The following is a 26,475-nucleotide window of genomic DNA, read 5'->3' as shown; positions in this document are numbered from 1 at the left end:
CTTTAGGAGACTTCCGCCTGGGAAAGTATGAAATGGTGCGGGTGGTCGGACTCGAACCGACACTCTGTCACCAGAAACGGATTTTGAGTCCGCCGCGTCTACCGGTTCCGCCACACCCGCACAGGAGAGCGGTGCGCAGCAAGGCTGCGCCGTTTCGCTGGGGCTATCTGCCATGAGCCGTGGGGCCAAGTCCAGCGGGAGACGTCCAGCGGGAGACGTCGGGCGGTGAGCCCGCCGAACCCTGAGGGGCCCGCCGTAACGGCCAGCCAACATGCCGTTGCGGCCGTCCGCTCGTCGCCGGCCCGTTCAGTTCACCACGCGCAGCGGCTTGTCGAGCACCGTGATGACGCGCGCCAGATCGTGGCCGCGCTTGAGGATCAGCCCGGTCTGCGACACCACGGAATAGGCACCCTGCCGACGGGCAAGGCGCGGGTCCTTCTCGATGCGGTAGATCGGAAACTCGGTGGAGCGCCGGAAGATCGAAAAAACCGCGCGATCCCTCAGGAAATCAATGGCATAGTCGCGCCATTCGCCAATCGCGACCATCCGGCCGTACAGGTCGAGAATGCGGTCGAGCTCGCGCCGGTCGAAGGTCACGCAGGCCGGCCTCTCGGCGCTTCCGGCCTGCAGCGTTATCGGTTCACTGTCCGCCACGCGGCTCCTCCTGCCTTTCGAACGCTTGCCGGCGCCTGTCGTCCCGGCGCCTTCGGTTCGTGCGTGTCACCGGGGCGTCATGATCGCCCCGCACGCGGCCCGCTTCAAGCCTGAAGATGGCCGCCGCGCCGCCCGTCGCAAGATGGCGGGCGGGGAGGTCGGGTCACGGGGTCGTCAACGGAATCCATGAAGTCGCCCGATTTCGGCCGTTCCCCCGACAATGGCGGCAGGCATCGTCACAGCATCGAAGGGCCGGCCTGCCAGGCGCCTGGTTCCCCAGCCCCCCAGCCCCCAGGGTGTCGGGCGGGCCGGCCTTCGAGCCGTAGGTTCAACCCCCGAATCCATCTCAGGGCCGGTTTTCCGGCCCTTTTTCTTTGCCGGGTCAGGGCCGGTTCCGGCCCTTTTCTTTGCTTCGGCGGGTGGAGGGTCAGTGCGGTGAGGTGGAGGATGGGTGCAGTGGCGCCATCGTCGCCCCGAGCACCGGGCCGGGCATGACCGCGGTGCCGGCCTGCACCAGCACGGCCACCGCGTCGGCCCCGCCGCGCAGCTCCGCGAGGCCGGCGTCGAAAGTGGCGGGCGTGCCGTTCCAGTCGCCCAGCTTCATCCAGCCGCGCACCACATTGTGGTAATCGACCGTCGTGCCCTCGTTCTCGCCGCGGCCGATCTGCACCGCCTCGCTGCGGCTGACCGGGCACAGCCAGACCTCGCCGGCGCCGAGCCCGGCCCCCACCTTCACCGAGACGCGGTCGCCCTCCACCGAGGCGGCCACCGGCACGGTGAGCGGCGCGGTCCTGGCGAGCGCGCGGGAGATCGCCTCGGGGTCGTTGCCGACGGTCATCACGCTGCCATTGACGATGAGCTGGGGCGTGAACAGCTTGCCGTCGCCGCGGGCGCGGGCATAGGACTTCTGCCGCATGGAATGGCCGTGCTTGGCCAGCGTGTCCTTCCAGCCGAGATAGTCCCAGTAATCGACCGCCAGGGTGAGGGCGATGACGCCCGGCCGCTGCGCGAGCTCGCCGAGCAGCCGGTCGGCCGGCGGGCAGGAGGAGCAGCCCTGGCTGGTGAAGAGCTCCACCACCGCGACCGGCTTGGCGCCGCCGGAAGAGGAAGCGGCCGCGTCGTCGCCGGCGTGGGCCGCCGTGCCCGCCACGAAGAAGGACCCGCCCATCACCAGGGCCAGCGCACAGGCCAGGGGGGCGAGGGGCGCGAGCGGACGCGGCATCGGAGCGGACATGGGCGGTGGGCGGCTCCCGGTGGATTTCCAAGGCGGCTGAGCAGCCTAGGCAATAGGCCGGGCCGTCCGGCGGCACCAGTCACATTCGGGTGTCGCCGCTGCACGGAAAGGTGAGGCGGCGGGCGATACGGGGCGGCGGTCGGGCCGGCACGCGTCGGGCGCCGGAGGCGAGGCGGCGATGGCAGGGCGCCGCGCCGGGTCCGGGCCGCCGGCGGGCGACGTCGGACGACAAGGCTTATCAAAGTACCGCAGAAACGATCACGGACAAGGCCGGCCGCCATTCCGCCGGACGGCGGAGGTGGGGCAGGGCCGGCAGGGTCATGGTGAAGGGACGAGACCGCTGCACCGGCGACGTTGGGGGTGCCGGGGCCTCTGCGCCGAGGTGCCGGGTTCCCGGTCGCGCCCGCTTCCGGTCATCGGCCGTGACCCGCGCCCCCGGCAATCGTATTACCCGACGGGATACTGCGTCAGGCGAGCCACGGGTTCGCCCGCGTCGCCCCGAAGTCGTGGCCGCCGGGGCGGCCGACACCCCATGCCTGCCCGCTCCATGCCTGCCCGCCCGATGCCTGCCCGCCCCGGGCGCACCGGCCCTGCCGCGCGGCAGCCGGCGGGCGGGGGCTGGCGCCCCCGTCCGAGCCTCACGCCGCGAGGTTGCGCAGCACGTATTGCAGGATGCCGCCGTTGCGGAAGTAGTCCAGCTCGTCCAGCGTGTCGATGCGGCAGGTGAGCGGGACATGCTTCACCGTGCCGTCGGCGAAGACGATCTCGGCGGTCAGCGTCTGGCGCGGCTTCAGGTCGCCCTCGATGCCCTTCAGGGTGACGACCTCGTCGCCCTTCAGCCCGAGCGACTGCCAGGAATCCTCGCCCTGGAACACCAGCGGCACGATGCCCATGCCGACGAGGTTCGAGCGGTGGATGCGCTCGAAGCTCTGGGCGATCACGGCGCGGATGCCGAGCAGCTTGGTGCCCTTGGCCGCCCAGTCGCGCGAGGAGCCGGTGCCGTATTCCTTGCCGGCGAACACCACCAGCGGAACGCCTTCCGCCTTGTAGAGCATGGCGGCGTCGTAGATCGGCATTTCGGTGCCGTCCGGCCAGTGCCGGGTGAAGCCGCCTTCCTTGCCGCTCAGCATCTGGTTCTTGATGCGGATATTGGCGAAGGTGCCGCGCATCATGACCTCATGATTGCCGCGGCGGGTGCCGTACTGGTTGAAGTCGGCCGGGCGCACCTGATGGTCGCGCAGATAGGCGCCGGCGGGGCTGGCTTCCTTGATCGAGCCGGCCGGCGAGATGTGGTCGGTGGTGATCGAGTCGAGGAACAGGCCCATGACCCGGGCGTCGATGATGTCGGTTACCGGCTCCGGCTCCATCGCCATGCCCTCGAAATAGGGCGGGTTCTGCACATAGGTGGAGCGGTCGTCCCAGGCGTAGGTCTCGCCCAGCGGCACCGCGATCTTCTGCCAGTTCTCGTCGCCCTTGAAGACGTCGGCGTACTTCTCCTTGAACATCGCCTTGGTGACGTTCTCGCGGATGAAGCGCGCGATTTCCTGGTTCGAGGGCCAGATGTCCTTGAGATAGACCGGCTGGCCGTCGGAGCCGGTGCCGAGCGGCTCGGTGGTGAGGTCGATCTGCAGCGAGCCGGCCAGCGCATAGGCCACCACCAGCGGCGGGGAGGCGAGGTAGTTCGCCTTCACGTCCGGGTTCACGCGGCCTTCGAAGTTGCGGTTGCCCGAGATCACCGCGCCGGCGACGAGGTCGTTGGCGTTGATCGCCTCGGAGATGTTCTCCGGCAGCGGGCCGGAATTGCCGATGCAGGTGGTACAGCCGAAGCCGACCAGATTGAAGCCGACGGCGTCGAGGTCGGCCTGCAGGCCGGCGGCGTTGAGATAGCCTTCGACCACCTGGCTGCCGGGCGCCAGCGAGGTCTTCACCCACGGCTTGCGGGTGAGGCCCTTCGCCACCGCGTTGCGGGCGAGCAGGCCGGCGGCGATCAGCACGCTGGGGTTCGAGGTGTTGGTGCAGGAGGTGATGGCGGCGATGGTGACGTCGCCATGGCCGAGGGTGAAGTCGGCGTCCGCCACCGGCACGCGGCGGCCCGCCTCGCCCGGCTTCTTGAACTCGCCTTCCAGCGCGCTGAGGAAGCCTTCCTTGGTGGCGGAGAGCAGCACGCGGTCCTGCGGGCGCTTGGGGCCGGCGAGGGAGGGCAGCACCGAACTGATGTCGAGTTCGAGAATGTCGGTGAACACCGGGTCGGCGGTGCCGGCCTCGCGCCACATGCCCTGGGCGCGCGAATAGGCCTCCACCAGCGCGATCCGCTCGTCGGCGCGGCCGGTCTCGTCGAGATAGGCGATGGTTTCGGCGTCGACCGGGAAGAAGCCGCAGGTGGCGCCGTATTCCGGGGCCATGTTGCCGATGGTGGCGCGGTCGGCGAGCGAGAGGTGATCGAGGCCCGGCCCGAAGAACTCGACGAACTTGCCGACCACGCCCTTCTTGCGCAGCATCTGCGTCACGGTCAGCACGAGGTCGGTGGCGGTGATGCCCTCGTTCAGCTTGCCGGTGAGCTTGAAGCCGATGACCTCGGGAATGAGCATGGACACCGGCTGGCCGAGCATGGCGGCCTCGGCCTCGATGCCGCCGACGCCCCAGCCCAGCACGCCGAGGCCGTTCACCATGGTGGTGTGGCTGTCAGTGCCGACGCAGGTGTCGGGATAGGCGACGGTGGCGCCGTCCTCATCCCGGGTCCACACGGTCTGGGCGAGATATTCGAGGTTCACCTGGTGGCAGATGCCGGTGCCGGGCGGAACCACGCGGAAATTATCGAAGGCCGACTGGCCCCACTTCAGGAAGCGGTAGCGCTCCTGATTCTGCTTGTATTCTTCCTCGACATTCTTGCCGAAGGCGTCCTTCGAGCCGAAGAAGTTCACGATCACCGAATGGTCGATGACGAGGTCGACCGGCACCAGCGGGTTGATGCGCTTGGGGTCGCCGCCGAGATTGACCATGGCGTCGCGCATGGCGGCGAGGTCGACCACCGCGGGCACGCCGGTGAAGTCCTGCATCAGCACGCGCGAGGGGCGATAGGCGATCTCGCGCTCGGCCTTGCCGCGGTTCACCAGCCATTCCTTGACGGCGACGATGTCGTCCTTGGTGACGGAGCGCCCGTCCTCGAAGCGCAGCAGGTTCTCGAGCAGCACCTTCATCGAGAAGGGCAGGGCGGAGACGCCCTCGAGACCGTTCTTCTCGGCGTCGGGGAGGCTGTAATAGACGTAGGTCTTGGATCCGACGGTGAGAGTCTTGCGGCTTTTGAAGCTGTCGAGCGAGGTCACGTGGACAGGTCCCCGATTGAGTGGTCCCACCGACATACCGTCGCGCCTTGGACGGAAGCGGGCGCGCAGGCTATAGCTCGGCGGGCTTACGTCCGGGACGGTGCGTCGTTCAGAAAACTATATAGAGCCATTTCAAACGGCGATCATAGGGGGATAACGCGGTGCATCGACGAATTGTGCATTGCAATCCGGCGGGCGGGAAGCGGAGCCGGTGCCATGCGTCTGGTGGCTGAGCACCTCGCCTGCACCCGCGGCGCGCGGCCGCTGTTCCGCGATCTCGGCTTCGTGCTGGAGGCCGGTGTCGCGCTCATCGTGACCGGGCCCAACGGCACCGGGAAATCCTCGCTGCTGCGGCTGCTGGCGGGGCTGGCCGCCCCGACCGCGGGCACCGTGCGGCTGGAGGGCGCGGGGGTGGAGCCCGACGCGCCGGTGGCCGAGCAGGCGCATTATCTCGGCCATCTCGACGCCCACAAGGCCGCCCTCAGCGCGGCGGAGAATCTCGGCTTCTGGCGGGCGCTGATGGGCCGGCCGCGGCTCGGCATCGAGCAGGCGCTGGCGCGGGTCGGGCTCGGCGGGCTGGGGCCGCTGCCGGTCGCCGTGCTGTCGGCCGGGCAGAAGCGGCGGCTCGCCCTCGCCCGGCTGCTGGTGGCGCACCGCCCGCTCTGGCTGCTGGACGAGCCGACCACCGCGCTCGATGTCGCGGCGCAGGCCCGCTTCGCCGAGATCGCCCAGGGCCATCTCGACGCCGGTGGGCTGATCGTCGCCGCCACCCATGCCCCGCTTGGCCTTTCGCCGGCGCGGGAGCTGAGGCTGGGGGCGCCGGCCGCGCCGCGGACCGGGGAGGCGGCCGTCGGTGAGATGGACGGGTCGGCGCGATGATGGCGGCCTTCCTGGCGCTGGTGCGGCGCGACCTCGCCCTGGCGCTGCGCGCCGGCGGTGGCGCCGGGCTCGGCGTGGTGTTCTTCCTCGCGGTGGTGGTGGTGACGCCCTTCGCCATCGGCCCGGACCTCGCGCTGCTGGCGCGGGTCGGGCCGGCCATCCTGTGGATCGGGGCGCTGCTCGCCTCGCTGATCGGGCTCGACCGGCTGTTCGCCGCCGATGCCGAGGACGGCTCGCTCGACCTGCTGTTCATGCAGGAACTGCCGCTGGAGCTGGCGGCGGCGGCCAAGGGGCTGGCGCACTGGCTGGCGACCGGGCTGCCGCTGGTGGTGGCGGCGCCGCTGCTGGCGCTGCTGCTCAACATCGAGCCGCGGGCCACCGGCGCGCTGGTGCTGACGCTGCTGGCGGGCACCCCGGCCATCACCTTCCTCGGGCTGATCGGGGCCGCCTTCGCCAGCGCCTTCCGGCGCGGCGGGCTGCTGGTGGCGGTGCTGGTGATGCCGCTCGCCATCCCGGTGCTGATCTTCGGCGTCGCCGCGACCACCGCGGCGATCACCGGGCCGGTGCCGTTCGGCACGCCGTTCCGCATCCTGCTCGGCCTCGCGCTCGGCGCCCTGGTGCTGGGACCGGTCGCCGCGGCCGCCGCGCTGCGGGTGGCGCGGGGCTGAGGGCGAAACCCGGCAAGCCGGTGCAGCAATGCGCCGCAGGCATCGCAAAAGGCTGGAATGCCAGCAATTTCGCAAAGCCGGGAAGGAATGGGCCCGCTACGTCATTTCGCGCCCGCTTCGCCTCACCGCATCGTGTTGCAGCACGGGGGAAGCCGTGTTAGGGAACCCCCCGACTGATCGGGAATGGGGGCATTCCTGTGTTCCCGGACCCGGTCGAAACCCTTGTAAATGTTCAAGGCCCATCCGCGTCGAACCGGCGCGGCACGGGCCTGAGGCAAGCCGAGAGAGGCACGGTGGCCGAGACATTCGTATCCGGGGTGGCGGGACGCTACGCGACGGCTCTGTTCGAGCTGGCTCGCGACGCCGGGGCCATCGACGCGGTGAAGGCCGACCTCGAGAGATTCGAAGCCCTTCTCGCCGAGAGCGACGACCTGAAGCGCCTGGTGCGCAGCCCGGTCTTCTCGTCCGAGGAGCAGGAGAAGGCGATCGCCGCCATCCTGGCCCGGGCCGGAATCGGCGGGCTGTCCGGCAACTTCTTCAAGACGGTCGCCGCCAACCGCCGCCTCTTCGCCATTGAGGCGATCATCCGCGGCTTCCGCCAGCAGGTGTCGGCGTTCAAGGGCGAGGTGGTCGCCGAGGTGACCGTCGCCCAGCCGCTGTCCGAGGCCCATGCGGCCACGCTGAAGGGCGCGCTCGACGCCATGACCGGCAAGGACGTCCAGCTCGTCGTGGAGGTCGATCCCTCCCTGCTCGGCGGCCTGAAGGTGAAGGTCGGCTCCCGCCTCGTCGACGCCTCGCTGAAGACCAAGCTCAATTCGATCCGCTATGCGATGAAAGAGGTTCGCTGATGGATATCCGCGCCGCAGAAATTTCCGCGATCCTCAAGGAGCAGATCAAGAATTTCGGCCAGGAAGCCGAAGTCTCCGAGGTCGGGCAGGTTCTCTCCGTCGGTGACGGCATCGCCCGCGTCTACGGCCTCGACAATGTCCAGGCCGGTGAGATGGTCGAGTTCGAGAGCGGCGTGCGCGGCATGGCCCTCAACCTCGAAATCGACAATGTCGGCATCGTGATCTTCGGCTCCGACCGCGAGATCAAGGAAGGCCAGACCGTCAAGCGCACCGGCGCCATCGTCGACGTGCCGGTCGGCAAGGGCCTGCTCGGCCGCGTGGTCGACGCCCTCGGCAGCCCGATCGACGGCAAGGGCCCGATCGAGTCGACCGAGCGCCGCCGCGTCGACGTGAAGGCGCCCGGCATCATTCCGCGCAAGTCCGTGCACGAGCCGATGCAGACCGGCCTGAAGGCGATCGACGCCCTCATCCCGGTGGGCCGCGGCCAGCGCGAGCTGATCATCGGCGACCGCCAGACCGGCAAGACCGCGATCGCGCTCGACACCATCCTGAACCAGAAGCCCATCAACCAGGGCACCGACGAGAAGGCCAAGCTGTACTGCGTCTATGTCGCGGTCGGCCAGAAGCGTTCCACCGTCGCCCAGTTCGTGAAGGTTCTGGAAGAGCAGGGCGCGCTGGAATACTCCATCGTGATCGCCGCCACCGCCTCGGACGCCGCGCCGATGCAGTTCCTGGCGCCGTTCTCCGGCACCGCCATGGGCGAGTTCTTCCGCGACAGCGGCATGCACGCGCTCATCATCCATGACGACCTGTCCAAGCAGGCCGTGGCCTACCGCCAGATGTCGCTGCTGCTGCGCCGCCCGCCGGGCCGCGAAGCCTATCCCGGCGACGTGTTCTATCTCCACTCGCGCCTGCTCGAGCGCGCCGCGAAGCTCAATGACGAGAACGGCGCCGGCTCGCTGACCGCCCTTCCGGTCATCGAGACCCAGGCCAACGACGTGTCGGCCTACATCCCGACCAACGTCATCTCGATCACCGACGGCCAGATCTTCCTCGAGTCCGACCTGTTCTTCCAGGGCATCCGCCCGGCGGTGAATGTCGGCCTCTCGGTCTCCCGCGTGGGTTCCTCGGCCCAGATCAAGGCGATGAAGCAGGTCGCCGGCAAGATCAAGGGCGAGCTGGCGCAGTACCGCGAGCTGGCGGCCTTCGCCCAGTTCGGCTCGGACCTCGACGCCTCGACCCAGAAGCTGCTGAACCGCGGCGCCCGCCTCACCGAGCTGCTGAAGCAGTCGCAGTTCTCGCCGCTCAAGGTCGAGGAGCAGGTGGTGGTGATCTTCGCCGGCACCAACGGCTATCTGGACGCGCTGCCGGTGTCCAAGGTGCGCGAGTTCGAGAGCGGCGTCCTGCTGTTCCTGCGCTCCAAGCACGCCGACATCCTGGACACCATCCGCACCTCCAAGGAACTGTCCAAGGACACCACGGCGAAGCTGACGGCGGCGCTCGACGCCTTCGCCAAGACCTTCGCCTGATCGGCGGCCCGGAACCGGATCGGCGCACATGGCCAGCCTGAAGGAACTACGCAACCGCATCGCTTCGGTGAAGGCGACGCAGAAGATCACCAAGGCGATGCAGATGGTCGCCGCCGCGAAGCTGCGGCGGGCCCAGTCTGCCGCCGAGGCGGCGCGTCCCTATGCCGAGCGCATGGAGACGGTGCTGGGCAACATCGCCACCGCCGTCGCCGGCGGGCCGGATGCGCCGCTCCTGCTCACCGGCACCGGCAAGGACAATGTCCACCTGCTGCTGGTGCTCACCGCCGAGCGCGGCCTCTGCGGCGCCTTCAACTCGTCCATCGTGCGCCTCGCCCGCGAGCGGGCCTATGCGCTGATGAACCAGGGCAAGACGGTCAAGATCTTCTGCGTCGGCCGCAAGGGCTATGACCCGCTGCGCCGGCTGTTCGAGAAGCAGATCGTCGAGTTCGTCGAGCTGCGGGCCAACAAGGGCGTCACCTTCGCCGACGCGCAGGCCATCGCGGAGAAGATCTCCGCCATGTTCTCCGCCGGCGAGTTCGACGTCGCCACCCAGTTCTACAGCCGCTTCCAGTCGGTGATCTCGCAGGTGCCGACGGCCCAGCAGATCGTGCCGGCGACCTTCCCGCAGGCCGCCGCGGCGGCCGACGGGGCGGCGGCGACCTATGACTACGAGCCGGACGAGACCGAGATCCTGGCCGACCTGCTGCCGCGCAACCTCGCGGTGCAGATCTTCAAGGCTCTGCTCGAGAACGGCGCGTCCGAGCAGGGCTCGCGCATGAGCGCGATGGACAATGCGACCCGCAATGCGGGCGAGATGATCAAGAAGCAGACGCTCACCTACAACCGCACCCGCCAGGCGATGATCACGAAGGAACTGATCGAGATCATCTCCGGCGCGGAAGCGCTGTAATCTGAACGTCGACAGCGGATTCTCAAGGAGACTGAAATGGCCATCGCAACGGGACGCATCTCCCAGGTCATCGGCGCCGTCGTCGACGTCCAGTTCGACGATCACCTGCCGGAAATCCTGAACGCGCTCGAGACCACCAACCAGGGCAACCGGCTGGTGCTCGAGGTCGCTCAGCACCTCGGTGAGAACACCGTCCGCACCATCGCGATGGACTCGACCGAGGGTCTCGTGCGCGGCCAGCCGGTAAGCGACACCGGCGGCCCGATCATGGTGCCGGTCGGCGACGCCACGCTCGGCCGCATCATGAACGTGATCGGCGAGGCGGTGGACGAGCTCGGCCCGGTGGCCAGCGAGACTCGCCGCGCCATCCACCAGCCGGCGCCCAGCTATGCCGAGCAGTCCACCGAGGCCGAAATCCTCGTGACCGGCATCAAGGTCGTCGATCTGCTGGCGCCCTATTCCAAGGGCGGCAAGGTCGGCCTGTTCGGCGGCGCCGGCGTCGGCAAGACCGTGCTCATCATGGAGCTGATCAACAACATCGCGAAGGCGCATGGCGGCTACTCCGTCTTCGCCGGCGTCGGCGAGCGCACCCGCGAGGGCAACGATCTCTACCACGAGATGATCGAGTCCAAGGTGAACGTCGACCCGCATGAGCATGGCGGCTCCTCCGCCGGCTCCAAGTGTGCGCTGGTCTATGGCCAGATGAACGAGCCCCCCGGGGCCCGCGCCCGCGTCGCCCTGACCGGCCTCACCGTCGCCGAGCATTTCCGCGACCAGGGCCAGGACGTGCTGTTCTTCGTCGACAACATCTTCCGCTTCACCCAGGCGGGTTCGGAAGTGTCGGCGCTGCTCGGCCGCATTCCCTCGGCGGTGGGCTATCAGCCGACCCTCGCCACCGACATGGGCGCGCTGCAGGAGCGCATCACCACCACCACCAAGGGCTCGATCACCTCGGTGCAGGCGATCTACGTGCCCGCCGACGACCTGACCGACCCGGCCCCGGCCGCCTCCTTCGCCCATCTCGACGCCACCACCGTGCTTTCGCGCTCGATCGCGGAAAAGGGCATCTACCCCGCGGTGGACCCGCTCGACTCGACCTCGCGCATCCTCTCGCCGCTGATCATCGGCGACGAGCACTACACCACCGCCCGCCGGGTGCAGCAGACCCTGCAGCGCTACAAGGCGCTCCAGGACATCATCGCGATCCTGGGCATGGACGAGCTGTCCGAAGAGGACAAGCTCACCGTCGCCCGCGCCCGCAAGATCGAGCGCTTCCTGTCCCAGCCCTTCCACGTCGCCGAAGTCTTCACCGGCTCGCCGGGCAAGCTCGTCGACCTCGCCGACACCATCAAGGGCTTCAAGGGCCTGGTCGACGGCAAGTATGATCACCTCCCGGAGCAGGCCTTCTACATGGTCGGCACCATCGATGAGGCGATCGAGAAGGGCAAGAAGCTGGCCGCCGAGGCGGCGTGATCGCCCGAACCGGGGCATCCCGCCGGCCTCTCGTGCCGCCGGGGGCTCCGGGCTGGCCATCCCGGCCGGGCGCCGCGGCCCGGCCTGCCTGACGCTTCCCGCCGCCGCGCGCGGCGCACGACCCTTTCGAACGGGCGCCCGCCGCACGCGGCGCCGCGCCCCAGCCCGCGACGGGCGATACGGAGTAAACGATGGCCAGCTTTCCCTTCGAACTCGTCTCGCCCGAGCGGCTCGTCTATTCGGGTGCCGTGACCGAGGTCGTGGTGCCGGGCGCCGAGGGTGAGTTCGGCATCCTCGCCGGCCACGCCCCCTTCGTGTCCACGCTGAAGCCCGGCGTGCTGACCATCAAGGGCGACGGCCCGACCCGCAAGCTGTTCGTGCGCGGCGGCTTTGCCGAGGCCAACCCGCAGGGCCTCACCATCCTGGCCGAGACCGCGGTGCCGCTGGCCGAGCTGCCGGCCGACAAGCTGGCGCTGATGATCCGCGAGGCCGCGGAAGACGTCGAGGACGCCCGCGATCCGGTCATCCGGCAGAAGCGCGCCGCCTATCTCGACGACCTCAAGGCCGCCGCCGCCGCCATCGAGGCGGATGGCCGCGCCCACTGAGGCCGACGGCCGGACTGATGTGAAACGGCCGGGCGGCAGTGCCCGGCCTTTTTCGTTAGGCGGCCGGGGCCTTGCGCCCGCCGGACCGCGGCGACAGGGAGCCCACCGATGACCGAGACCTTCAGCACGGCCGCCTGGGCCCGGAACCTGCCCGTCTTCGAGGCCATCCGCACCATGCCCTTCGTCACCGGGCTGGCCGACGGCACGCTGCCGCTGGACCGCTTCCGGCATTTCATCATCCAGGATTCGCATTACCTCATCGCCTTCGCCCGGGCGCTGGCGCTGGCGGCGGCAAAGGCGCCGGACGCCGCCGGCATCGTGCAGTTCAGCCGGGCGGCGCATGATTCGGTGGTGGTGGAGCGGGCGCTGCACGACGACTATTTCGTGCGCTTCGGCATTTCGGCCGAGGATTTCGCCGGCACGCCGCTCTCGCCGGTCTGCGATCACTATGTGAATTTCCTCATCGCCAAGGGCCACGCCGAACCCTACCCGGTGGTGCTGGCGGCGGTGCTGTCCTGCTTCTGGATTTACGCCGAGGTCGGGCGCGACATCCTCGCCCGCGCGGTGCGGCCGAACCCCTATGACGCCTGGATCGACACCTATGCCGGGGACGAGTTCAACGACGTCGTCCGTGCCGCGATCGAGGCCACCGACCGGGCGGCGGCCGTCGCCGATCCCGCGACCGTCGCCGCCATGCACGCCGCCTACAGCCGCGCCAGCCAGCTCGAATGGATGTTCTGGGATTCGGCCTGGCGTCTCGGCGACTGGCCGGTCGGCTGACGCCGACAGCGCTGGCGCGCCGGCGGGGAAGGTGGTTAGCTGCCCGGACAGGGGACAGCGGAGTTCTTCCGAGCGCGGAGCGCCCAAGATACATGCAGGACATGACACGTGACGGCTCAGGTGCCAGCCGCGGACGGACCGAGGAACTCATCCGCACCCGCATCCTCGAAGCCATTCTCGAGCGGCGGCTGCCGCCGGGCGAGAAGCTGACCGAGGAGCGGCTGGCCGAGCTGTTCGGGGTGAGCCGCACCGTGGTGCGGCAGGCGCTCGCCCGGCTGGCGCAGGATGGCGTGGTCGAGCAGCAGCCGAATCGCGGCACCTTCGTCGCCGCCCCCAGCCGGGCGGATGCGCGCCATGTCATCGCCGCCCGCACCGTGGTGGAGCCGGCGATCGCGGCGGCGGCGGCCCATAACTGCGCCTGCTGCGCCGAGTTCGGGCTGCGCCGTCATCTCGAGCTGGAGAACGCGGCGCGCCGGCTTTCCGACCGCGCGGCGCTGGTGCGGCTCACCGGCGAATTCCACGTGACGCTGGCGCGGATGGCGGGAAACCCGGTGTTCCTGCGGCTGCTGGCGGAACTGCAGGCCCTCACCTCGCTCGCCATCCTGCTCTACGCGCGCGGCGGCCATGAGAGCTGCCCGCCGCAGGACCACGAGCTGATCGTCAACGCCATCGAGCGCGGCGAGGCCGAGGAGGCCGCCCGGCTGATGCGGGCCCATATCGGCCATGTCGCCGCCGATCTCGACCTCGACGAGCCGCCGGAGCGGCCGGCGTCGCTGGCGGACGCGCTCGGCCTGCCGCGCCGGGGCGCCGTCCGGCGGCGCGGGGCGGAGCCAAACGCGGAAAACGGCGACACGCTGCTGCGTGCGCCGCTGGCGCCGTCCGGTGAAGATAGCGAGACCGAAGCCGACCTGCGCGCCCCGCGCGACTGAGCGGACGCCGGGCGGGCTCGGCGAAGGTCCCTTGCGGGGGGCCCGCTCGGGTGCCTTGCGTGCGTGAGCCTCGACGCGTGAGCCTTGGGCGCGTGAGCCTTGCGCGGTCGATTCGCCCGCGCCCGGGCCTCACCCGCGGCGGTGGGTCAGCGACGACGGCCCGGGGGCGGGCGGCGCTGGCCGCTGCCGATGACCGGGCCGGGACCGCCCGTCTTGTGGCGGAAGTTGATCCGGCCGCGTTCGAGATCGTAAGGCGACATCTCCACCACCACGCGATCGCCGACGATGGTGCGGATGCGGTTCTTCTTCATCTTGCCCGCCGCATAGGCGAGAATCTCGTGTTCGTTGTCGAGCACGACGCGGAAGTTGCCGTCGGGCAGCACTTCCGTCACGGTACCGTCGAACTCGAGCAGTTCCTCTTTCGCCATTCCTGGCTCTCCTCGTCAGGGCTTCTCAAGAGCCGCCGCCGGGGAAATAACCCGGCGGCGGCGCTTTGTCTCGTTCAACGTGCGGGACGACGGGCGCCCTGCTCGCGGCGGGGGCCTTCGCTGCCGGCCGGACGCTCGCCGCGCGGCTTCATGAAGCGCATGCCGGCGAACTCGCCGCCGCTGCGCTCGCCACGCGGATGTTCGGCGCGGCCATGCTCGCTGCGGCCATGGCCTTCCGGCCGGGCGTGACGCTCGGCGCGGGGCTGGTCGGCGCGGGGCTCGGCGCGGCGGTCCGGGTGGCGCTCGCCGCCGCGGTCCTGCCGCTCGCCGGAACGCTCGCCCTGGGGACGCGGCGTGCGCGGGCCGTTGCCGAAGCGGCGCGGGCCCTCGCGGCGCGGGCCGCGGGCGTCGCCGGCCTCGGCCGGCTCGCCGCCGCGACGGTCGGTGCGGCGGTCCTCGGCCGGGATCTGGATCTTGATGAGCCGCTCGATGTCGCGCAGGAAGGCCCGCTCGTCATTGTCGCAGAAGGAGATGGCGATGCCGTCGCGCCCGGCGCGCGCGGTGCGGCCGATGCGGTGGACATAGCTTTCCGGCACGTTGGGCAGGTCGTAGTTCACGACATGGCTGACGCCCGGCACGTCGATGCCGCGGGCGGCAATGTCGGTGGCGACCAGCACACGGGCGCGGCCGTCGCGGAAGGCGGCCAGCGCGCGCTCGCGCTGCGGCTGCGACTTGTTGCCGTGGATCGCCTCGGCGGGGATGCCGGCGACGGAGAGGCCCTTCACCACGCGGTCGGCGCCGTGCTTGGTGCGGCTGAACACCAGCACCCGGTCGATCGCCGGGTCCGACAGCAGGTCGGCCAGCAGGCCGGGCTTGCCGTTGCGGTCGGTGAAGATCACCTTCTGCTCGATCTTGTCGGCGGTCTTGGCGACCGGGGTCACCGCGACGCGGACCGGATCGGTCAGCAGCTGGCCGGCGAGCTTCTCGATTTCCTTCGGCATGGTGGCCGAGAAGAACAGGTTGCGGCGCTTGGCCGGCAGCCGGGCCACGATGGCGCGGATGGCATGGATGAAGCCCATGTCCAGCATCTGGTCGGCTTCGTCGAGCACGAACATCTCGACCTGGTCGAGCCGTACCGCGTTGTTCTCGACGAGGTCGGCAAGCCGGCCGGGGGTGGCCACCAGCACGTCGACGCCGGCCATCAGCGAGCGGGCCTGCCGCCCGAGCGGGACGCCGCCAATGGCGAGCGCGGTGGTCGGCCGCACGTGGCGGCCATAGATGCGGAAGCTCTCCAGGATCTGGCCGGACAGCTCACGGGTGGGGCTCAGCACCAGCACGCGGGCGGCGCGGCGCTCCGGGCGGCGGCGATCGGTGGCGATGTGGTGGAGAATGGGCAGCGCGAAGGCCGCGGTCTTGCCGGTGCCGGTCTGGGCGATACCGATCAGGTCCTTGCCGCTCAGCACATGGGGAATGGCCTGGGACTGGATCGGGGTCGGGGTCTCGTGCTTGGCCTCGGCCAGCGCCTTGAGAATGGGCTCGGCAAGGCCGAGCTCGGCAAAAGTGGTCAATGTCATACTTTCAAAGGCGAAGAGCGGCGGGCGCCGGCATTTCCGGCGCGCTCACCGCACATCGCGGGGGATGATGGGACACCCCGCGTGGCCTGGGACGTCGGCTCTCTTCGGATGATGAGGGGCCGAAAACCTGCGTCGACATGAACAGGGCGAACATGTACGACGCGGAGATCGGGCAACGCGGCCCCGATACGGGTCTTGGCCCGTACACCGCCCCTATGTGGCCCAAATGCGTGTTGATTTCAAGGCGTCGCACGCGGAAGTATAAGCTGCGTCATGTATCCCGACGTCGTCGACCTCCGCAGTTTCTACGCCCAGCCCATCGGCGTCGTCGCCCGGCGGCTGATCGGGCGCGCCATACGCGCCCGTCTCCCCGACGTCACCGGGCTTTCCGTGCTCGGCATCGGCTATGCCACGCCTTATCTCGGCGTTTTCCGCGAGGAATGCGAGCGCGCCCTCGCCTTCATGCCGGGCGCGCAGGGCGTCACCCGCTGGCCCTCCGCCGCGCCGACGCTGGCGGCGCTGGTGGACGAATGCGAGATGCCGCTGCCCAACGCCACCATCGACCGGGTGGTCGCGGTGCATCTGCTGGAGATGACGCCCACCGCCGAGGACGTGCTGAAGGAGGTGTGGCGCATTCTCGCGCCCGGCGGGCGGCTGGTCTGCGTCGTGCCCAATCGCGGCAGCGTCTGGGCCCGGGCCGAGGGCACCCCGTTCGGCCATGGCCGGCCGTTCTCGCGCGGGCAGCTCACCGCGCTGCTGCGCGAGGCGCTGTTCACCCCGGTGGGCTGGGGCGAGGCGCTCTATGTGCCGCCGGTGCCGCGCAACTGGTTCCTGCGCACCGCGGTGGCGTGGGAGCGGGCCGGCTCGGCCTTCTCGCTGCCCTTCGCCGGGGTCCATGTGGTGGAAGCGACCAAGCAGGTCTACAAGCCGGTGGCGGTGCGCAAGCGGGCGCGGCTGAGGATGCTGGAGCCGGTGATGGCGCCGCAGGCGGTCGGCGGCTGAGGGGCTGTCGTGGCTGCGGAAGTCCCGGTTGCGTCGGGCGGTGGCTCGGGAGACATTCGGCACGTCGCTTCCGAACCGGGGGCGGCCTCCCCCCTCGCCTCCAGGACCTTCATGCCCGTCGCGCGTCTGCTCTCCCGCTTCCGGCTTCCCCCGACCCGCCCCCGGCGCAAGCCGGCCGACCTCGCCTATGCCGCCGACGACCGGCCCTCGCTGGGGCTGACCTTCGGCCTCGGCGCGCAGCACGCGGGCATGGCCATCGCGCTGTCCTCCTACGCGCTGGTCGCGGCGAAGACGGCGAACCTGTCGCTGGACGACACCCAGTCCTTCCTCACCTGCACCATCCTCGGCATGGCGATCGCCACCTTCCTGCAGGCCTGGGGCGGCCGCACCGGCTCGGCGACGCTGCTGGTCCACCTGCCCGATCCGGTGATGGTGCCGTTCGTGGCCGCCATCATCGCGGCCTATGGCATTGGCGGCGTGGTGCCGGTCGGCCTCGCCACCGGCATCGCGGCGATGTGCATCAGCCGGCTGCTGCCCTATCTGCGCCCGCTCTTCCCGCCCACGGTCATCGGCGCCGTGGTGTGCATGGGCGGCTTCACCCTGATCTCCGGGGCGATGAAGCATTCGCTCGGCCTCAATGCCGAGCTGGAGGTCGACGGGCCGAGCATGGTGATCGCGGCGGTGACGCTGGCGACCATCGTCGGCCTGTCGATCTGGGGCAGCCGCACCATGAAGCTGTTCAGCCTCATGGCCGGCATCCTGGCCGGCGTCGTCGTGGCGGCGGCGTTCGGCTACATCCAGGGGCTGGAGCGCTTCGCCGGTACGCCCTTTGTGGCGCTGCCGAAGCTGCCCACGCCGAATTTCGCGGTGCCGCCGAGCGCGCTGGTGGTCGTGGTGGTGGTGGCGCTGCTGGTGCAGCTCGACACCTTCGCCAGCGTCGTGCTGATGGACAAGATGGACGACGCCGGCTGGCGCCGGGCCGACATGAAGAAGGCGAGCGGCGGCATTCTCGCCAATGCGCTCGGCAATGCGCTGGGCGGGCTGCTCGGCGGCATGCCGAACGCCACCTCCTCGGCCAATATCGGCCTCGCCCATGCCACGCGCTGCACCTCGCGCTATGTCGGGCTGGCCGCCGCCTTCATCATCCTGGCGGTGGCGCTGATGCCGCTGGCGACGCTGGCGCTGACGCTGATCCCCGACGCGGTGGTCGGCGGGGTGGAGGTCTACGCCGCGGCCTTCTTCATCGTCTCCGGCCTCGAACTCGCCGCCTCCCGCGAGCTCGACAGCCGCGGCGTGTTCATGATCGGCATCTCCATCACCTTCGGCCTCGGCGTCATGCTGCTGCCGGACATCGTCCACAACGTGCCGCCGGCGCTGGAGCATCTCGTCGGCAGCGGCTTCGTCGTCACCGGCATCACCGCGGTGACGCTGAACCTGCTGTTCCGGCTCGGCACCGCGATGAAGGCCCGGCTGGACCTGAGCGGTGACCGGGCGAAGGACACCCAGGCCGTGGTGGACTTCATGGAAATTCAGGGCGGCGCCTGGGCGGCGCGGCGCGAGGTGGTGAACCGCGCGGTCCTGGCGGCGCTGGAAGCCATGGAATTCCTCGTCGCCTCCGGCGAGGGGCGCCGGCCGGACGCGGTGCAGGCCCGTTTCGACGAGTTCAATCTCGACGTCGAGCTGCTGCACCACGGCCCGCCGCTGGTGCTCGGCGCGGCGGCGGCGCCGGACCTCGCCGACCTGCTCGACGCCAGCGACGACGCCATCGACGCGGCCATGGCCAATGTCTCGAACCTGCTGGTGCAGCGCCTCGCCGACCGGGTGCGGGCCGGCACCCGCGAGGGCGGGTCCTATCTGCTGCTGCATTTCGACCACTGAGGCGGCGCCGCCGTCCCCGGCGCCGGCCGCCTATCCCGGGCGGCGGATTTCCGAGTGCGGGCCGTCATAGCGCACGGCGAGGCAGGTGAGATCGTCCGCCGGCGGGGCGCCGCGCTCGAACCGGCGCACCGAGGCGCGCACCGCCTCGACGGTGGCGGCGATCGGCACCTCGACCCCGCCGCATGCCGCCAGCACCTCCGCCAGCCGGGCGTCGCCATAGGCGTTGCCGTCGGGGTCGAAGGCTTCCGTCACCCCGTCGGTGAACAGGAACAGCGTGTCGCCTGGCGCCAGCGTCAGCTCGCCTTCGGCATAGGGGAAATCCTCCACCACGGCGATGGCGACGCCGCCGGTGCCTGGAACCGTCGCCAGCGCGCCGTCCGCCCCCAGCCGATAGGGCGGGTTGTGCCCGGCATTCACATAGGTGACGCGCCCGGTCGGCAGGTGCAGCACGCCGTAGAGCACGGTGACGAACAGCATCTGGTCGTTCTCGGACGCCAGCACGTCGTTGACGCGGCGCAGGCAGGTGGCGGGCGAGAGCTCGAACAGCGCGGTGGACTTCACCAGCGTGCGCGAGATCGCCATGAACAGCGCCGCCGGCACCCCCTTGCCGGACACGTCGGCGATGACGAAGCCGAAGGTGTCGCGGTCCACCATGAAGTAGTCGAAGAAGTCGCCGCCCACCTCGTGGGCCGGGGTCATGTGGCCGCTCACATCCACCCGTGTGTCGCGCGGCACGTCGCGCGGCAGGATGGCGAGCTGCACCTGCCGGGCGATCTCCAGCTCCTGCTGCAGGCCCGCGAGCTTGGTCTTGGTGATCAGCGCCTCGCGCAGCTCATGCACCATGGAGGACAGCGTCTGGTGCTGGTCGACGATGCGGCGGGAGAGATCGCGCATCACCCCGGCGAGGCGGCGCAGCGGGTCTTCCTGCGGGTTGGCCTCGCCGGCGGGGCCCAGCAGCGAGAGGACACCCTCGCGGCCCACCGAATCCAGCGCGGCGGCGAGGCCTTCCAGCTCGTGGCGGATCACGCTCTCCTGCCGGCGGCGTATGCGCTCGCGCTGCACCCGGCTGTCGGCGAGGGCCCGCGCATTGCCGCGGAAGGCATCTACCGCCTCGGCGATGCGGCCGATCTCGTCGCCATGGCTGGTGGCCTCGAACCGGGCCGAGAGATCGCCCCGGGCGATCGCCTGCAGCGCGTTGATGGCGCCCTCCAGCGGGCGGAAGCCGCGCCAGAGATAGAGGTTCAGCCCGACGATGCCGAGTATCGACAGCGAGATGGCCCCGATCAGCGAGGTGCGGCTGATGAGACGGGAGAAGCCGAGCGTGTCGGTCATGTCGCGCAGGCTGGCCACCGCGCCGGTGACGCCGCCGGTGATGTCGGTGATCGGCACGCTGGTGAGGCTGTGGAGCCGGTCGCCGATGTCGATCTGCTGGACGCTGGCGGTGCGCGGGGCGAGCGCGGCGCCGACCGCCGTCTCGGCCTGCTGCCACAGCTCGGGGTCGGTCGCGCCCACCAGCCGGCCGCGCAGGGTGATGAGGGTCGCGGCGGACTGGGTCAGCTCGGCGAAACGGGCGAGCGGCCCGGCGGCGCTGGTCGCGATCAGCAGCGCGCCCTTGCCGAGGCTGCCGAGATCGAACGGGCGGGCCGCCAGCACCACGAAACCGCGGGCGGAGATCTGGCGCAGCCCGACCACGCGGCGGCCGGCGAGGACGCGGTCCAGCGTGCCGGCGTCGAGCAGGGCGAGCGCGGTGGCGCCGCCCTTTCCCGTTGCGGCGGCGCCGGCCGCCGCTGTGGGAGCCTCCAGCGTGCCGAAGGTCGCCAGCGCCTCGCGGTCCGGGCCGATCAGCGCCACCACCGTGCCGCTGTCGGAGGGTCCGACCTTGAGTTCCTCGGCCTCCAGCGCGGTGATCATGGCCGGCCGGTCGCCGCGCACCACCGCCGCGTGGAAGCCGGCATCGGCCTGCAGCGCGTCCTGGGCGTCGTTGAGGTCGCTGCCGGCCGAGCGCACGATCTCTTCCCACAGGGCGGACTGGGCGAGGGTGGCGATCTGTTCGAAGCGCAGCTCGTCCTGCTGCTCGCTGAGCCGGTTGGCGAGGGTCAGCACCGCCAGCACCACGAGGAAGCCGATGGCGACGATGACGGTGATGCGGGTGCGCAGCAGCATCAGTGCAGACCCCGCACGATGGTCTCGATGCGGGGCCGCAGCCGGTCGTCGAAGTCCACCACCAGCAGTTCCTCGGCATAGGAGTCGACCGCGGCGCGCTGCTCCACCACATGCTGCTCGCCGAGCCGGAGGGCGCGGAAGGCGCGGGCGATGCGGTCGCGGCCGCGCAGCGGCGGGATGGCCGGGCCTTCGCCGAAGCGGCCCTCGGCATTGCGGTTGAGATGGGCGAGCAGCACCGCGCGGCGCTCGTCGATGCCGCGGCCGACCGCGAAGGCGGCGGCGAGGCCGGCCAGCAGGGCAACGAGGCCCACCAGCGGGACGACCAGCAGGCGGAGCGCGGCGAGCGGCGTGGTCAGCTCGCTGGCGTCAGTCAGCACCTCGATCTGCCCCATATTCATGCCGTCGACGAAGAGCGGCGCGAACACCGTCTCGCGGTCGGCGTCGCCATTGCCGGAATCGGAGTCGGCCCGCAGTTCCTTGCCGCTGGCGAGGCGCACCACGATGCGGGCGACGCCGGGGATCCGGTCGGCGGTTTCCGAGAGGTAATTGCGGATGCCGGCGATCTTCTCCAGCGGCACGCCGTAGCTCACCGCGCGCTCGAACTGCTGGGCCAGCGCATTGGCGACCGAAGTGCCGATGGCGGCGGCGTCATCGGCGGCGGAGGCCTCCACCGTGCTGTTGAAGCGTCCGACCATGAAGCCCGCCCCGGCGCCACCGAGCAGCGCGACGAGCAGGAAGGTCGCCAGCCCGCAGGCGAGCGCGGCGGCGTGTCGGGCGAAGAAGCCGGGTTCCTCACGCATCGTCCATCGCCCGCAATTCCTGCATCGCCCCCGCCGCCGCGGCATTGGCCGCGACCCAGCGCTGCCGGGCCGCGAAGGCGGCCTTTTCCAGCCGGCCGCGCGGTGCCCGGTCCGGCAGCCGGCCGGCGAGGCCGCGCACCACCGCGCCGAACGGCCGCTCGACCAGGCGGGCGAGCGAGCCCATGGCGATGGCGCCGAGCAGGGCGCTGCCGATGCCGACCAGCAGGGCGAGCCCCACGAGGTCGAGCCGCTGGGCGAAGGCCCGCGCCGCGCGCGGCGTGTCGGAAACGGTGATGGCGATGCCGCCTGCCGCGGTGCCGAGGTCGTTCTCGATGGTGGTGCCGAATACCACCTCCCCCCGCTCGTCGAGCCGCCACGGCGCGGGATGGGCCAGCGCCTCCACCCAGCTCTGCGGCACGGGCTCGCCCAGCGCCCCCCGGTCGGTGCTGAACAGCGACTGCCCCTCGGGGTAGAACAGGTCGATGGCGAGGATGCTGGGATCGGAGATCTTCTCCCGCTCGATCAGCGCCTGCAGCGAGGTGACCTGATCGAGCGGGATGCCGTAGGAGATATTGGTCTCGGCCGCGTTGCGCAGCACGCCGAGCAGATAGGTGGTGCGGCCCCGCCCGACCTTGTCGGCGAATTCGCGCCCCGACACGTCGGCCAGCGCCGCGATGGCCGCCGCCAGCGCCAGCAGCGCCACCACCGCGATCAGGGCGAGCCTGCGTGCGGCGCTCATCGTGCGCCCTCCCGTGCCCGGACACCGGCGCGGCTCACCCGATGATCTCCGCCGAATTGAGCATCTCGATGGGGGGGAAGATGCCGAGCGCCTTGGCGACGCCGATGTTGATGGTGAGCGAGAAGCGCTTGAGCGGCTGGATCGGGATGGTACCGGCCGCCCGGTGCTGCACCAGTATTTCCGCCGCCTGGCTGGCGGCGAGCTGCCCGACCGAATAGGCCCGCGCCACCAGACCCGCCAGCGCCCCGGCGCGCACCGCCGCCTCGGAGGCGCCGAAGGTCGGCAGCTCCAGCGCCCGCGCCGCCGCGGTGACCGGGCCGTAGACGCTGCTGAGGAAGGGATCGGGCACCAGATAGAGCCATTCCGCCCCGTCCGCCTTGAGCTGGCTGACGCGTCCGGCCAGCCCCTCCGCCGTGGGCCGCCCGTCCGGGCCGCCGGCGAAGACCTGCTCCACCAGCCGCAGCCTGTTGGCGGCGCAGAAGGCCCGGGTCTGCGCAATCAGCGCCAGGGTCTGGGTGCCGGCATTGGAGTGGAGGATGCCCACCGTGCTGAACGGCCGGTAGGACTGCATGGCGCGCAGCTGCACCTCGGGCGGCACCGCCGAGGAGGCGCCGGTGACGTTGCCGCCCGGGGCCTCCAGGCTGCGGGCGAGGCGGTCCTGCAGCGGAAAGGCGACGAGGGCGAACACCAGCGGACGGTCGCGGATGAAGTCCGACGCGTCGGGCGCGTCATAGGGCCCCGCCAGAGCCAGCGTCACCGGGGCGCCGGAGGTGTAGACGAGGTCCGGGGCGAGGCCGGGGATGTCCGCGCGCAGCGCCGCGACCCCGGCAAGATCGCCGCCGACGCTGCGGGGCACAAGCTCGGCGGGGATGTTCTCGGTGGCGAGATAGTCGCGGAAGCCGCGCTCGGCCGGGCCTTCGCCGCCGGGCGTCACCATCAGGATGCGGAACGCGCCGCCGTCCGCGCGGCCCGGCCGCGACCAGCCAGCGGCGGCGAGGGCCGTCGCGCCGGTAACGAGGAACTGGCGGCGATGCAGCACTGGGGTCATCCTGTGGTGGCGTCCCGATTTGGGATACGCTTCGCCTCGGCTTCTTTTAGTGTATTCGTCATCGTCACGCGACCTCCCGCGCGCCGCGGCGATGCCGGAGCCGGGCGCGGGCCGGCCGGGGGGACGCCGTGTGGTCAGGCAGCTTGGACGGGGAGGAGACGATCGGTCCCGATGACGCCTTCGCCGCGGCGGACCGCCTCGCGCTCGCCGCCGAACTCGACGAGCTGAGCCGTGCCGCCGACTGGCTGGAGGGCCTCGCCGCGCGCGACGCCCTGCCCGAGCGGACGCTCTTCAAGCTGCAGCTCAGCCTGGAGGAGGCGCTGGCCAACATCATCACCTATGGCGTTTCGGCGCTGCCGGCGGGCGAGGCGCGGATCGCGGTCGACTACCGCCAGGACCGCGACATGGCGCGGCTGCGCATCAGCGACAACGGCCCGCCCTTCGATCCCACCGCCCGCGAGGAGGTGGTCAACCCCGCCTCCATCGAGGAGGCGGAGGTCGGCGGCCACGGCATCCAGCTCATGCGCCACCTGCTGGACGAATTTTCATATTGCTACGCCGGCGGCCATAACCGACTGATACTCGGCAGCCGGCTGGTGCCGGTCTGAGCCGCCAGACGGCGCGGCCAAACCGGCCGCGCTGCGAAAAACCCACCCCGCGAAGGCTTCCATGCAGATCGACCGCGAGCAGAACGACACCCACACCGTCATCCGGGTGAAGGGGCGTCTCGACACCGTCCACGCCAAGACCTTCGAATCCTATGTCTGCGACACCATCCGCGACGTGCCGGGCGCCCTCGTCATCGACATGTCGCAGGTCGATTACATCGCGAGCTCGGGGCTGCGTTCCCTGCTGATCGCCGGCAAGCAGATGAAGGCGGCCCAGCGCGACCTCGCCCTGTCCGGCCTGCAGCCGCATGTGCGGGAGGTGTTCGACATCTCCGGCTTCGCCACGATCTTCAAGATCGTCTGACGCCGCGCGGGGTGCCCCGCGCGTCTGCGTGCCACGGCCGGCCGCCGCCTCCCGCGTGCCGCCCGCCCGCCGCCTAGGGCAGGGTGAGGCGGCGCACCGCGTCGTGCCAGCCGGCCAGCTTGCGCGTGCGCAGCGCCGGCTCCATCGCCGGGGTGAAGCGGCGTTCCAGCCGCCAGCTGTCGGCGAAGCGCTTCGGCGCGGGGAAGATGCCGGCGTGGAGGCCGGCGAGATAGGCCGCGCCGAGCGCGGTGGTCTCCTTCACCACCGGGCGGTCGACCGGGGCGGCGAGCAGGTCGGCGAGCCGCTGCATGGCGAGGTTTGAGGCCACCATGCCGCCATCCACCCGCAGCACGGTCTCGGCGCCGGCGGCCTCGGTGCCCGCGCCGCGCCAGTCCGCCTTCATCGCGTCGAGCAGGTCGGCGGTCTGGTAGCAGACGCTTTCCAGCGTCGCGAGGGCGATCTCGGCGGCGGTGGTGCCGCGGGTGAGGCCGAAGATGGCGCCGCGCACATTGGGGTTCCAGTGCGGCGCGCCCATGCCGACGAAGGCCGGCACCAGATAGACCTCCTGCGCCGGGTCGGCCTGTTCGGCCAGCGTCTCGCTCTCGGCCGAGGACTTGATCAGCCCGAGCCCGTCGCGCAGCCACTGCACCGCCGCCCCGGCGATGAAGATCGAGCCCTCCAGCGCGTAGGTGCGGCGGCCGTCGAGCTGATAGGCGATGGTGGTCAGCAGCTTGTTGGTCGAGGCGACCACGGTGGCGCCGGTGTTCAGCAGGGCGAAGCAGCCGGTGCCGTAGGTCGACTTGATCATGCCCGGCTCGAAGCAGGCCTGCCCCACGGTCGCGGCCTGCTGGTCGCCGGCGATGCCCGCGACGCGGATGGCGCCGCCGAACAGCTCCGGCAGGGTGGTGCCGAAATCGGCGGAGGAATCCTTCACCTCCGGCAGCAGCGAGGCCGGCACCCGCAGCAGGGCGAGCAGCTCCGGGTCCCATTGCCCGGTGTGGATGTTGAACAGCAGGGTGCGGGCGGCATTGGTCGCGTCGGTGGCGTGGACCGCGCCGCCGGTGAGGTGCCAGAGCAGGAAGCTGTCCACCGTGCCGAAGGCGAGCTCGCCGCGCTCCGCCCGCGCCCGGGCGCCGGGCACGTTGTCGAGGATCCAGGCGATCTTGGTGCCGGAGAAATAGGGGTCGAGGATCAGCCCGGTGCGGGCGGTCACCAGCGGCTCGTGGCCCTCGGCCTTGAGCGCGGCGCAGAGCTCGGCGGTGCGGCGGTCCTGCCAGACGATGGCGCGGTGGATGGCCCGGCCGGTCTTGCGGTCCCACACCACCGTGGTCTCGCGCTGGTTGGTGATGCCGATGGCGGCGATGTCGGCGGCGCCCGCGCCGGCCTTCTCCATCGCGGTGCGGCAGGTGGCGAGCGTGGTGCGCCACAGGTCGTCGGCCTCGTGCTCGACCCAGCCGGAGGCGGGGAAATGCTGGGGGAATTCGAGCTGGGCGGCGGCGGCGATGCTGGTGTCGGGGCGGAACAGGATCGCCCGCGACGAGGTGGTGCCCTGGTCGATGGCGAGGACGTAGGTCGGCATGGCGGGCCCTCTGCAAAGCTGTGAACCGCCCGGCGGCCGGTGGCGGCCGGCCCCGGCTGCCGTCGCGCCGCGTCGTCGGCCGGAGCGGGCGCGGCCGGCGCGGCGGGCGGCGGATGGGAAGATCATGACCGCAGGCGGGACCGCCGGAAAGGCGTCGCGTCGCGCCGGGCGGCGCGGGCGCCGGCGTGCGCCCGCGTCGGCACGGGACGTGCGGTTCGCCGCCGGTGCCCGGCGCTAGTGTCCGGCGCTCGGGAAACGGCGGTGCCGCCGGTCGGCGGTGAAGAAGGCCCGCCGCCGGCAGGCGGCGGCGGGGAGAGGCGGGTATCCCGGCGCGGGTATGCGGCGGGGGGAGGAAGCCGGGACGGCCGGCGAGGGCCGTCCCGCGAGGGTCAGGCGACCTCAGTTCTTCTTCGGGGGCGTAGCGGGCCAGGACTTGATGAGGGTGTCGTAGTCGACGGTC

23 protein-coding genes and 1 tRNA gene are annotated in these 26,475 nt (G+C 70.9%); 13 read left to right on the top strand and 11 right to left on the bottom strand.

Going from position 1 to position 26,475, the window contains the following annotated elements; all coding sequences use genetic code 11:
* Positions 1-33: 33 nt before the first annotated feature.
* The 4 genes from KHC27_RS05225 to acnA all read right to left on the bottom strand — a co-directional run bounded on the left by KHC27_RS05225 (position 34) and on the right by acnA (position 5,211).
* Positions 34-120, bottom strand: a tRNA-Leu gene (locus tag KHC27_RS05225).
* Between the two features lie 186 nt (positions 121-306).
* Complete coding sequence (locus tag KHC27_RS05220; RefSeq protein WP_213335915.1) at positions 307-654, bottom strand: DUF2794 domain-containing protein; 348 nt, start codon at positions 652-654, stop codon at positions 307-309.
* 427 nt (positions 655-1,081) lie between these two features.
* Entirely contained in the window at positions 1,082-1,888 is an 807-nt protein-coding gene (locus KHC27_RS05215) for a DUF1223 domain-containing protein (RefSeq protein WP_213335913.1), read from the bottom strand.
* Between the two features lie 638 nt (positions 1,889-2,526).
* Entirely contained in the window at positions 2,527-5,211 is a 2,685-nt protein-coding gene (gene acnA / locus KHC27_RS05210; protein WP_343210835.1) for an aconitate hydratase AcnA, read from the bottom strand.
* 216 nt (positions 5,212-5,427) lie between these two features.
* Here acnA and ccmA point away from each other — a divergent pair, with 216 nt between their 5' ends.
* From ccmA to KHC27_RS05165, 9 genes are all read left to right on the top strand, one after another.
* Positions 5,428-6,090: a heme ABC exporter ATP-binding protein CcmA gene (gene ccmA, locus KHC27_RS05205; protein ID WP_213335907.1), complete on the top strand. Its 663-nt coding sequence runs from the start codon at positions 5,428-5,430 to the stop codon at positions 6,088-6,090.
* Positions 6,090-6,758, top strand: coding sequence for a heme exporter protein CcmB (gene ccmB, locus KHC27_RS05200; protein WP_213335929.1), 669 nt, complete (start codon positions 6,090-6,092; stop codon positions 6,756-6,758). Before ccmA ends, ccmB begins: the two co-directional genes overlap by 1 nt.
* Positions 6,759-7,051: 293 nt before the next feature.
* Positions 7,052-7,606 carry a F0F1 ATP synthase subunit delta gene (locus tag KHC27_RS05195; protein ID WP_213335905.1) on the top strand — a complete coding sequence of 185 codons (555 nt, stop codon included), beginning with the start codon at positions 7,052-7,054 and terminating at the stop codon, positions 7,604-7,606.
* On the top strand, positions 7,606-9,135 hold the full coding sequence (gene atpA / locus KHC27_RS05190) for a F0F1 ATP synthase subunit alpha (RefSeq protein WP_213335903.1): 1,530 nt from the start codon (positions 7,606-7,608) through the stop codon (positions 9,133-9,135). The genes KHC27_RS05195 and atpA overlap by 1 nt, the downstream gene beginning before the upstream one ends.
* A gap of 28 nt (positions 9,136-9,163) precedes the next feature.
* A complete protein-coding gene (locus KHC27_RS05185) occupies positions 9,164-10,045 on the top strand; it encodes a F0F1 ATP synthase subunit gamma (protein WP_213335901.1) in 882 nt (293 codons plus the stop codon).
* Between the two features lie 36 nt (positions 10,046-10,081).
* Complete coding sequence (gene atpD / locus KHC27_RS05180; protein WP_213335899.1) at positions 10,082-11,518, top strand: F0F1 ATP synthase subunit beta; 1,437 nt, start codon at positions 10,082-10,084, stop codon at positions 11,516-11,518.
* 191 nt (positions 11,519-11,709) lie between these two features.
* Positions 11,710-12,123, top strand: coding sequence for a F0F1 ATP synthase subunit epsilon (locus KHC27_RS05175; protein WP_213335897.1), 414 nt, complete (start codon positions 11,710-11,712; stop codon positions 12,121-12,123).
* A 108-nt stretch (positions 12,124-12,231) separates the two neighbouring features.
* Complete coding sequence (gene tenA / locus KHC27_RS05170) at positions 12,232-12,903, top strand: thiaminase II (RefSeq protein WP_213335894.1); 672 nt, start codon at positions 12,232-12,234, stop codon at positions 12,901-12,903.
* Positions 12,904-13,004: 101 nt separating this feature from the next.
* Positions 13,005-13,832, top strand: a complete 828-nt coding sequence (locus tag KHC27_RS05165; protein WP_213335891.1) for a GntR family transcriptional regulator — start codon at positions 13,005-13,007, stop codon at positions 13,830-13,832.
* Positions 13,833-13,978: 146 nt separating this feature from the next.
* Here KHC27_RS05165 and infA read toward each other — a convergent pair whose 3' ends face one another.
* A complete protein-coding gene (infA, locus tag KHC27_RS05160; RefSeq protein WP_213335888.1) occupies positions 13,979-14,260 on the bottom strand; it encodes a translation initiation factor IF-1 in 282 nt (93 codons plus the stop codon).
* A gap of 74 nt (positions 14,261-14,334) precedes the next feature.
* Positions 14,335-15,834 (bottom strand): DEAD/DEAH box helicase, encoded by a 1,500-nt coding sequence (locus KHC27_RS05155; RefSeq protein WP_213335885.1) that lies wholly within the window; start codon positions 15,832-15,834, stop codon positions 14,335-14,337.
* Positions 15,835-16,107: 273 nt separating this feature from the next.
* On the opposite strand from KHC27_RS05155, the gene KHC27_RS05150 reads away from it, so the two are divergent.
* Positions 16,108-16,836 (top strand): class I SAM-dependent methyltransferase, encoded by a 729-nt coding sequence (locus KHC27_RS05150; RefSeq protein ID WP_213335882.1) that lies wholly within the window; start codon positions 16,108-16,110, stop codon positions 16,834-16,836.
* A 111-nt stretch (positions 16,837-16,947) separates the two neighbouring features.
* On the top strand, positions 16,948-18,714 hold the full coding sequence (locus KHC27_RS05145; RefSeq protein WP_213335879.1) for a uracil-xanthine permease family protein: 1,767 nt from the start codon (positions 16,948-16,950) through the stop codon (positions 18,712-18,714).
* 30 nt (positions 18,715-18,744) lie between these two features.
* On the opposite strand, the gene KHC27_RS05140 is transcribed toward KHC27_RS05145, so the two are convergent.
* Genes KHC27_RS05140 through KHC27_RS05125 form a run of 4 tightly spaced genes read right to left on the bottom strand, consistent with a single transcriptional unit; the run spans position 18,745 to position 23,455 of the window.
* Positions 18,745-20,877 carry a SpoIIE family protein phosphatase gene (locus KHC27_RS05140; protein ID WP_213335876.1) on the bottom strand — a complete coding sequence of 711 codons (2,133 nt, stop codon included), beginning with the start codon at positions 20,875-20,877 and terminating at the stop codon, positions 18,745-18,747.
* Entirely contained in the window at positions 20,877-21,677 is an 801-nt protein-coding gene (locus KHC27_RS05135; protein WP_213335873.1) for a hypothetical protein, read from the bottom strand. Before KHC27_RS05135 ends, KHC27_RS05140 begins: the two co-directional genes overlap by 1 nt.
* Positions 21,670-22,416: a hypothetical protein gene (locus KHC27_RS05130; RefSeq protein WP_213335870.1), complete on the bottom strand. Its 747-nt coding sequence runs from the start codon at positions 22,414-22,416 to the stop codon at positions 21,670-21,672. Before KHC27_RS05130 ends, KHC27_RS05135 begins: the two co-directional genes overlap by 8 nt.
* A gap of 34 nt (positions 22,417-22,450) precedes the next feature.
* The gene (locus KHC27_RS05125) at positions 22,451-23,455 is read right to left on the bottom strand and encodes an ABC transporter substrate-binding protein (protein ID WP_213335867.1); all 1,005 of its coding nucleotides are present in this window, start codon (positions 23,453-23,455) and stop codon (positions 22,451-22,453) included.
* Between the two features lie 152 nt (positions 23,456-23,607).
* Between KHC27_RS05125 and KHC27_RS05120 the strand changes: the two genes are divergently transcribed.
* Complete coding sequence (locus KHC27_RS05120; protein WP_213335865.1) at positions 23,608-24,072, top strand: ATP-binding protein; 465 nt, start codon at positions 23,608-23,610, stop codon at positions 24,070-24,072.
* A 61-nt stretch (positions 24,073-24,133) separates the two neighbouring features.
* Entirely contained in the window at positions 24,134-24,436 is a 303-nt protein-coding gene (locus tag KHC27_RS05115; protein ID WP_213335863.1) for an STAS domain-containing protein, read from the top strand.
* A 73-nt stretch (positions 24,437-24,509) separates the two neighbouring features.
* Here KHC27_RS05115 and glpK read toward each other — a convergent pair whose 3' ends face one another.
* Complete coding sequence (gene glpK, locus KHC27_RS05110; protein WP_213335861.1) at positions 24,510-26,015, bottom strand: glycerol kinase GlpK; 1,506 nt, start codon at positions 26,013-26,015, stop codon at positions 24,510-24,512.
* Between the last annotated feature and the right edge of the window lie 460 nt (positions 26,016-26,475).

Source organism: Ancylobacter lacus (assembly GCF_018390635.1).
GTDB lineage: Bacteria > Pseudomonadota > Alphaproteobacteria > Rhizobiales > Xanthobacteraceae > Ancylobacter > Ancylobacter lacus.
This window is presented reverse-complemented; position numbering and strand designations above follow the sequence as displayed.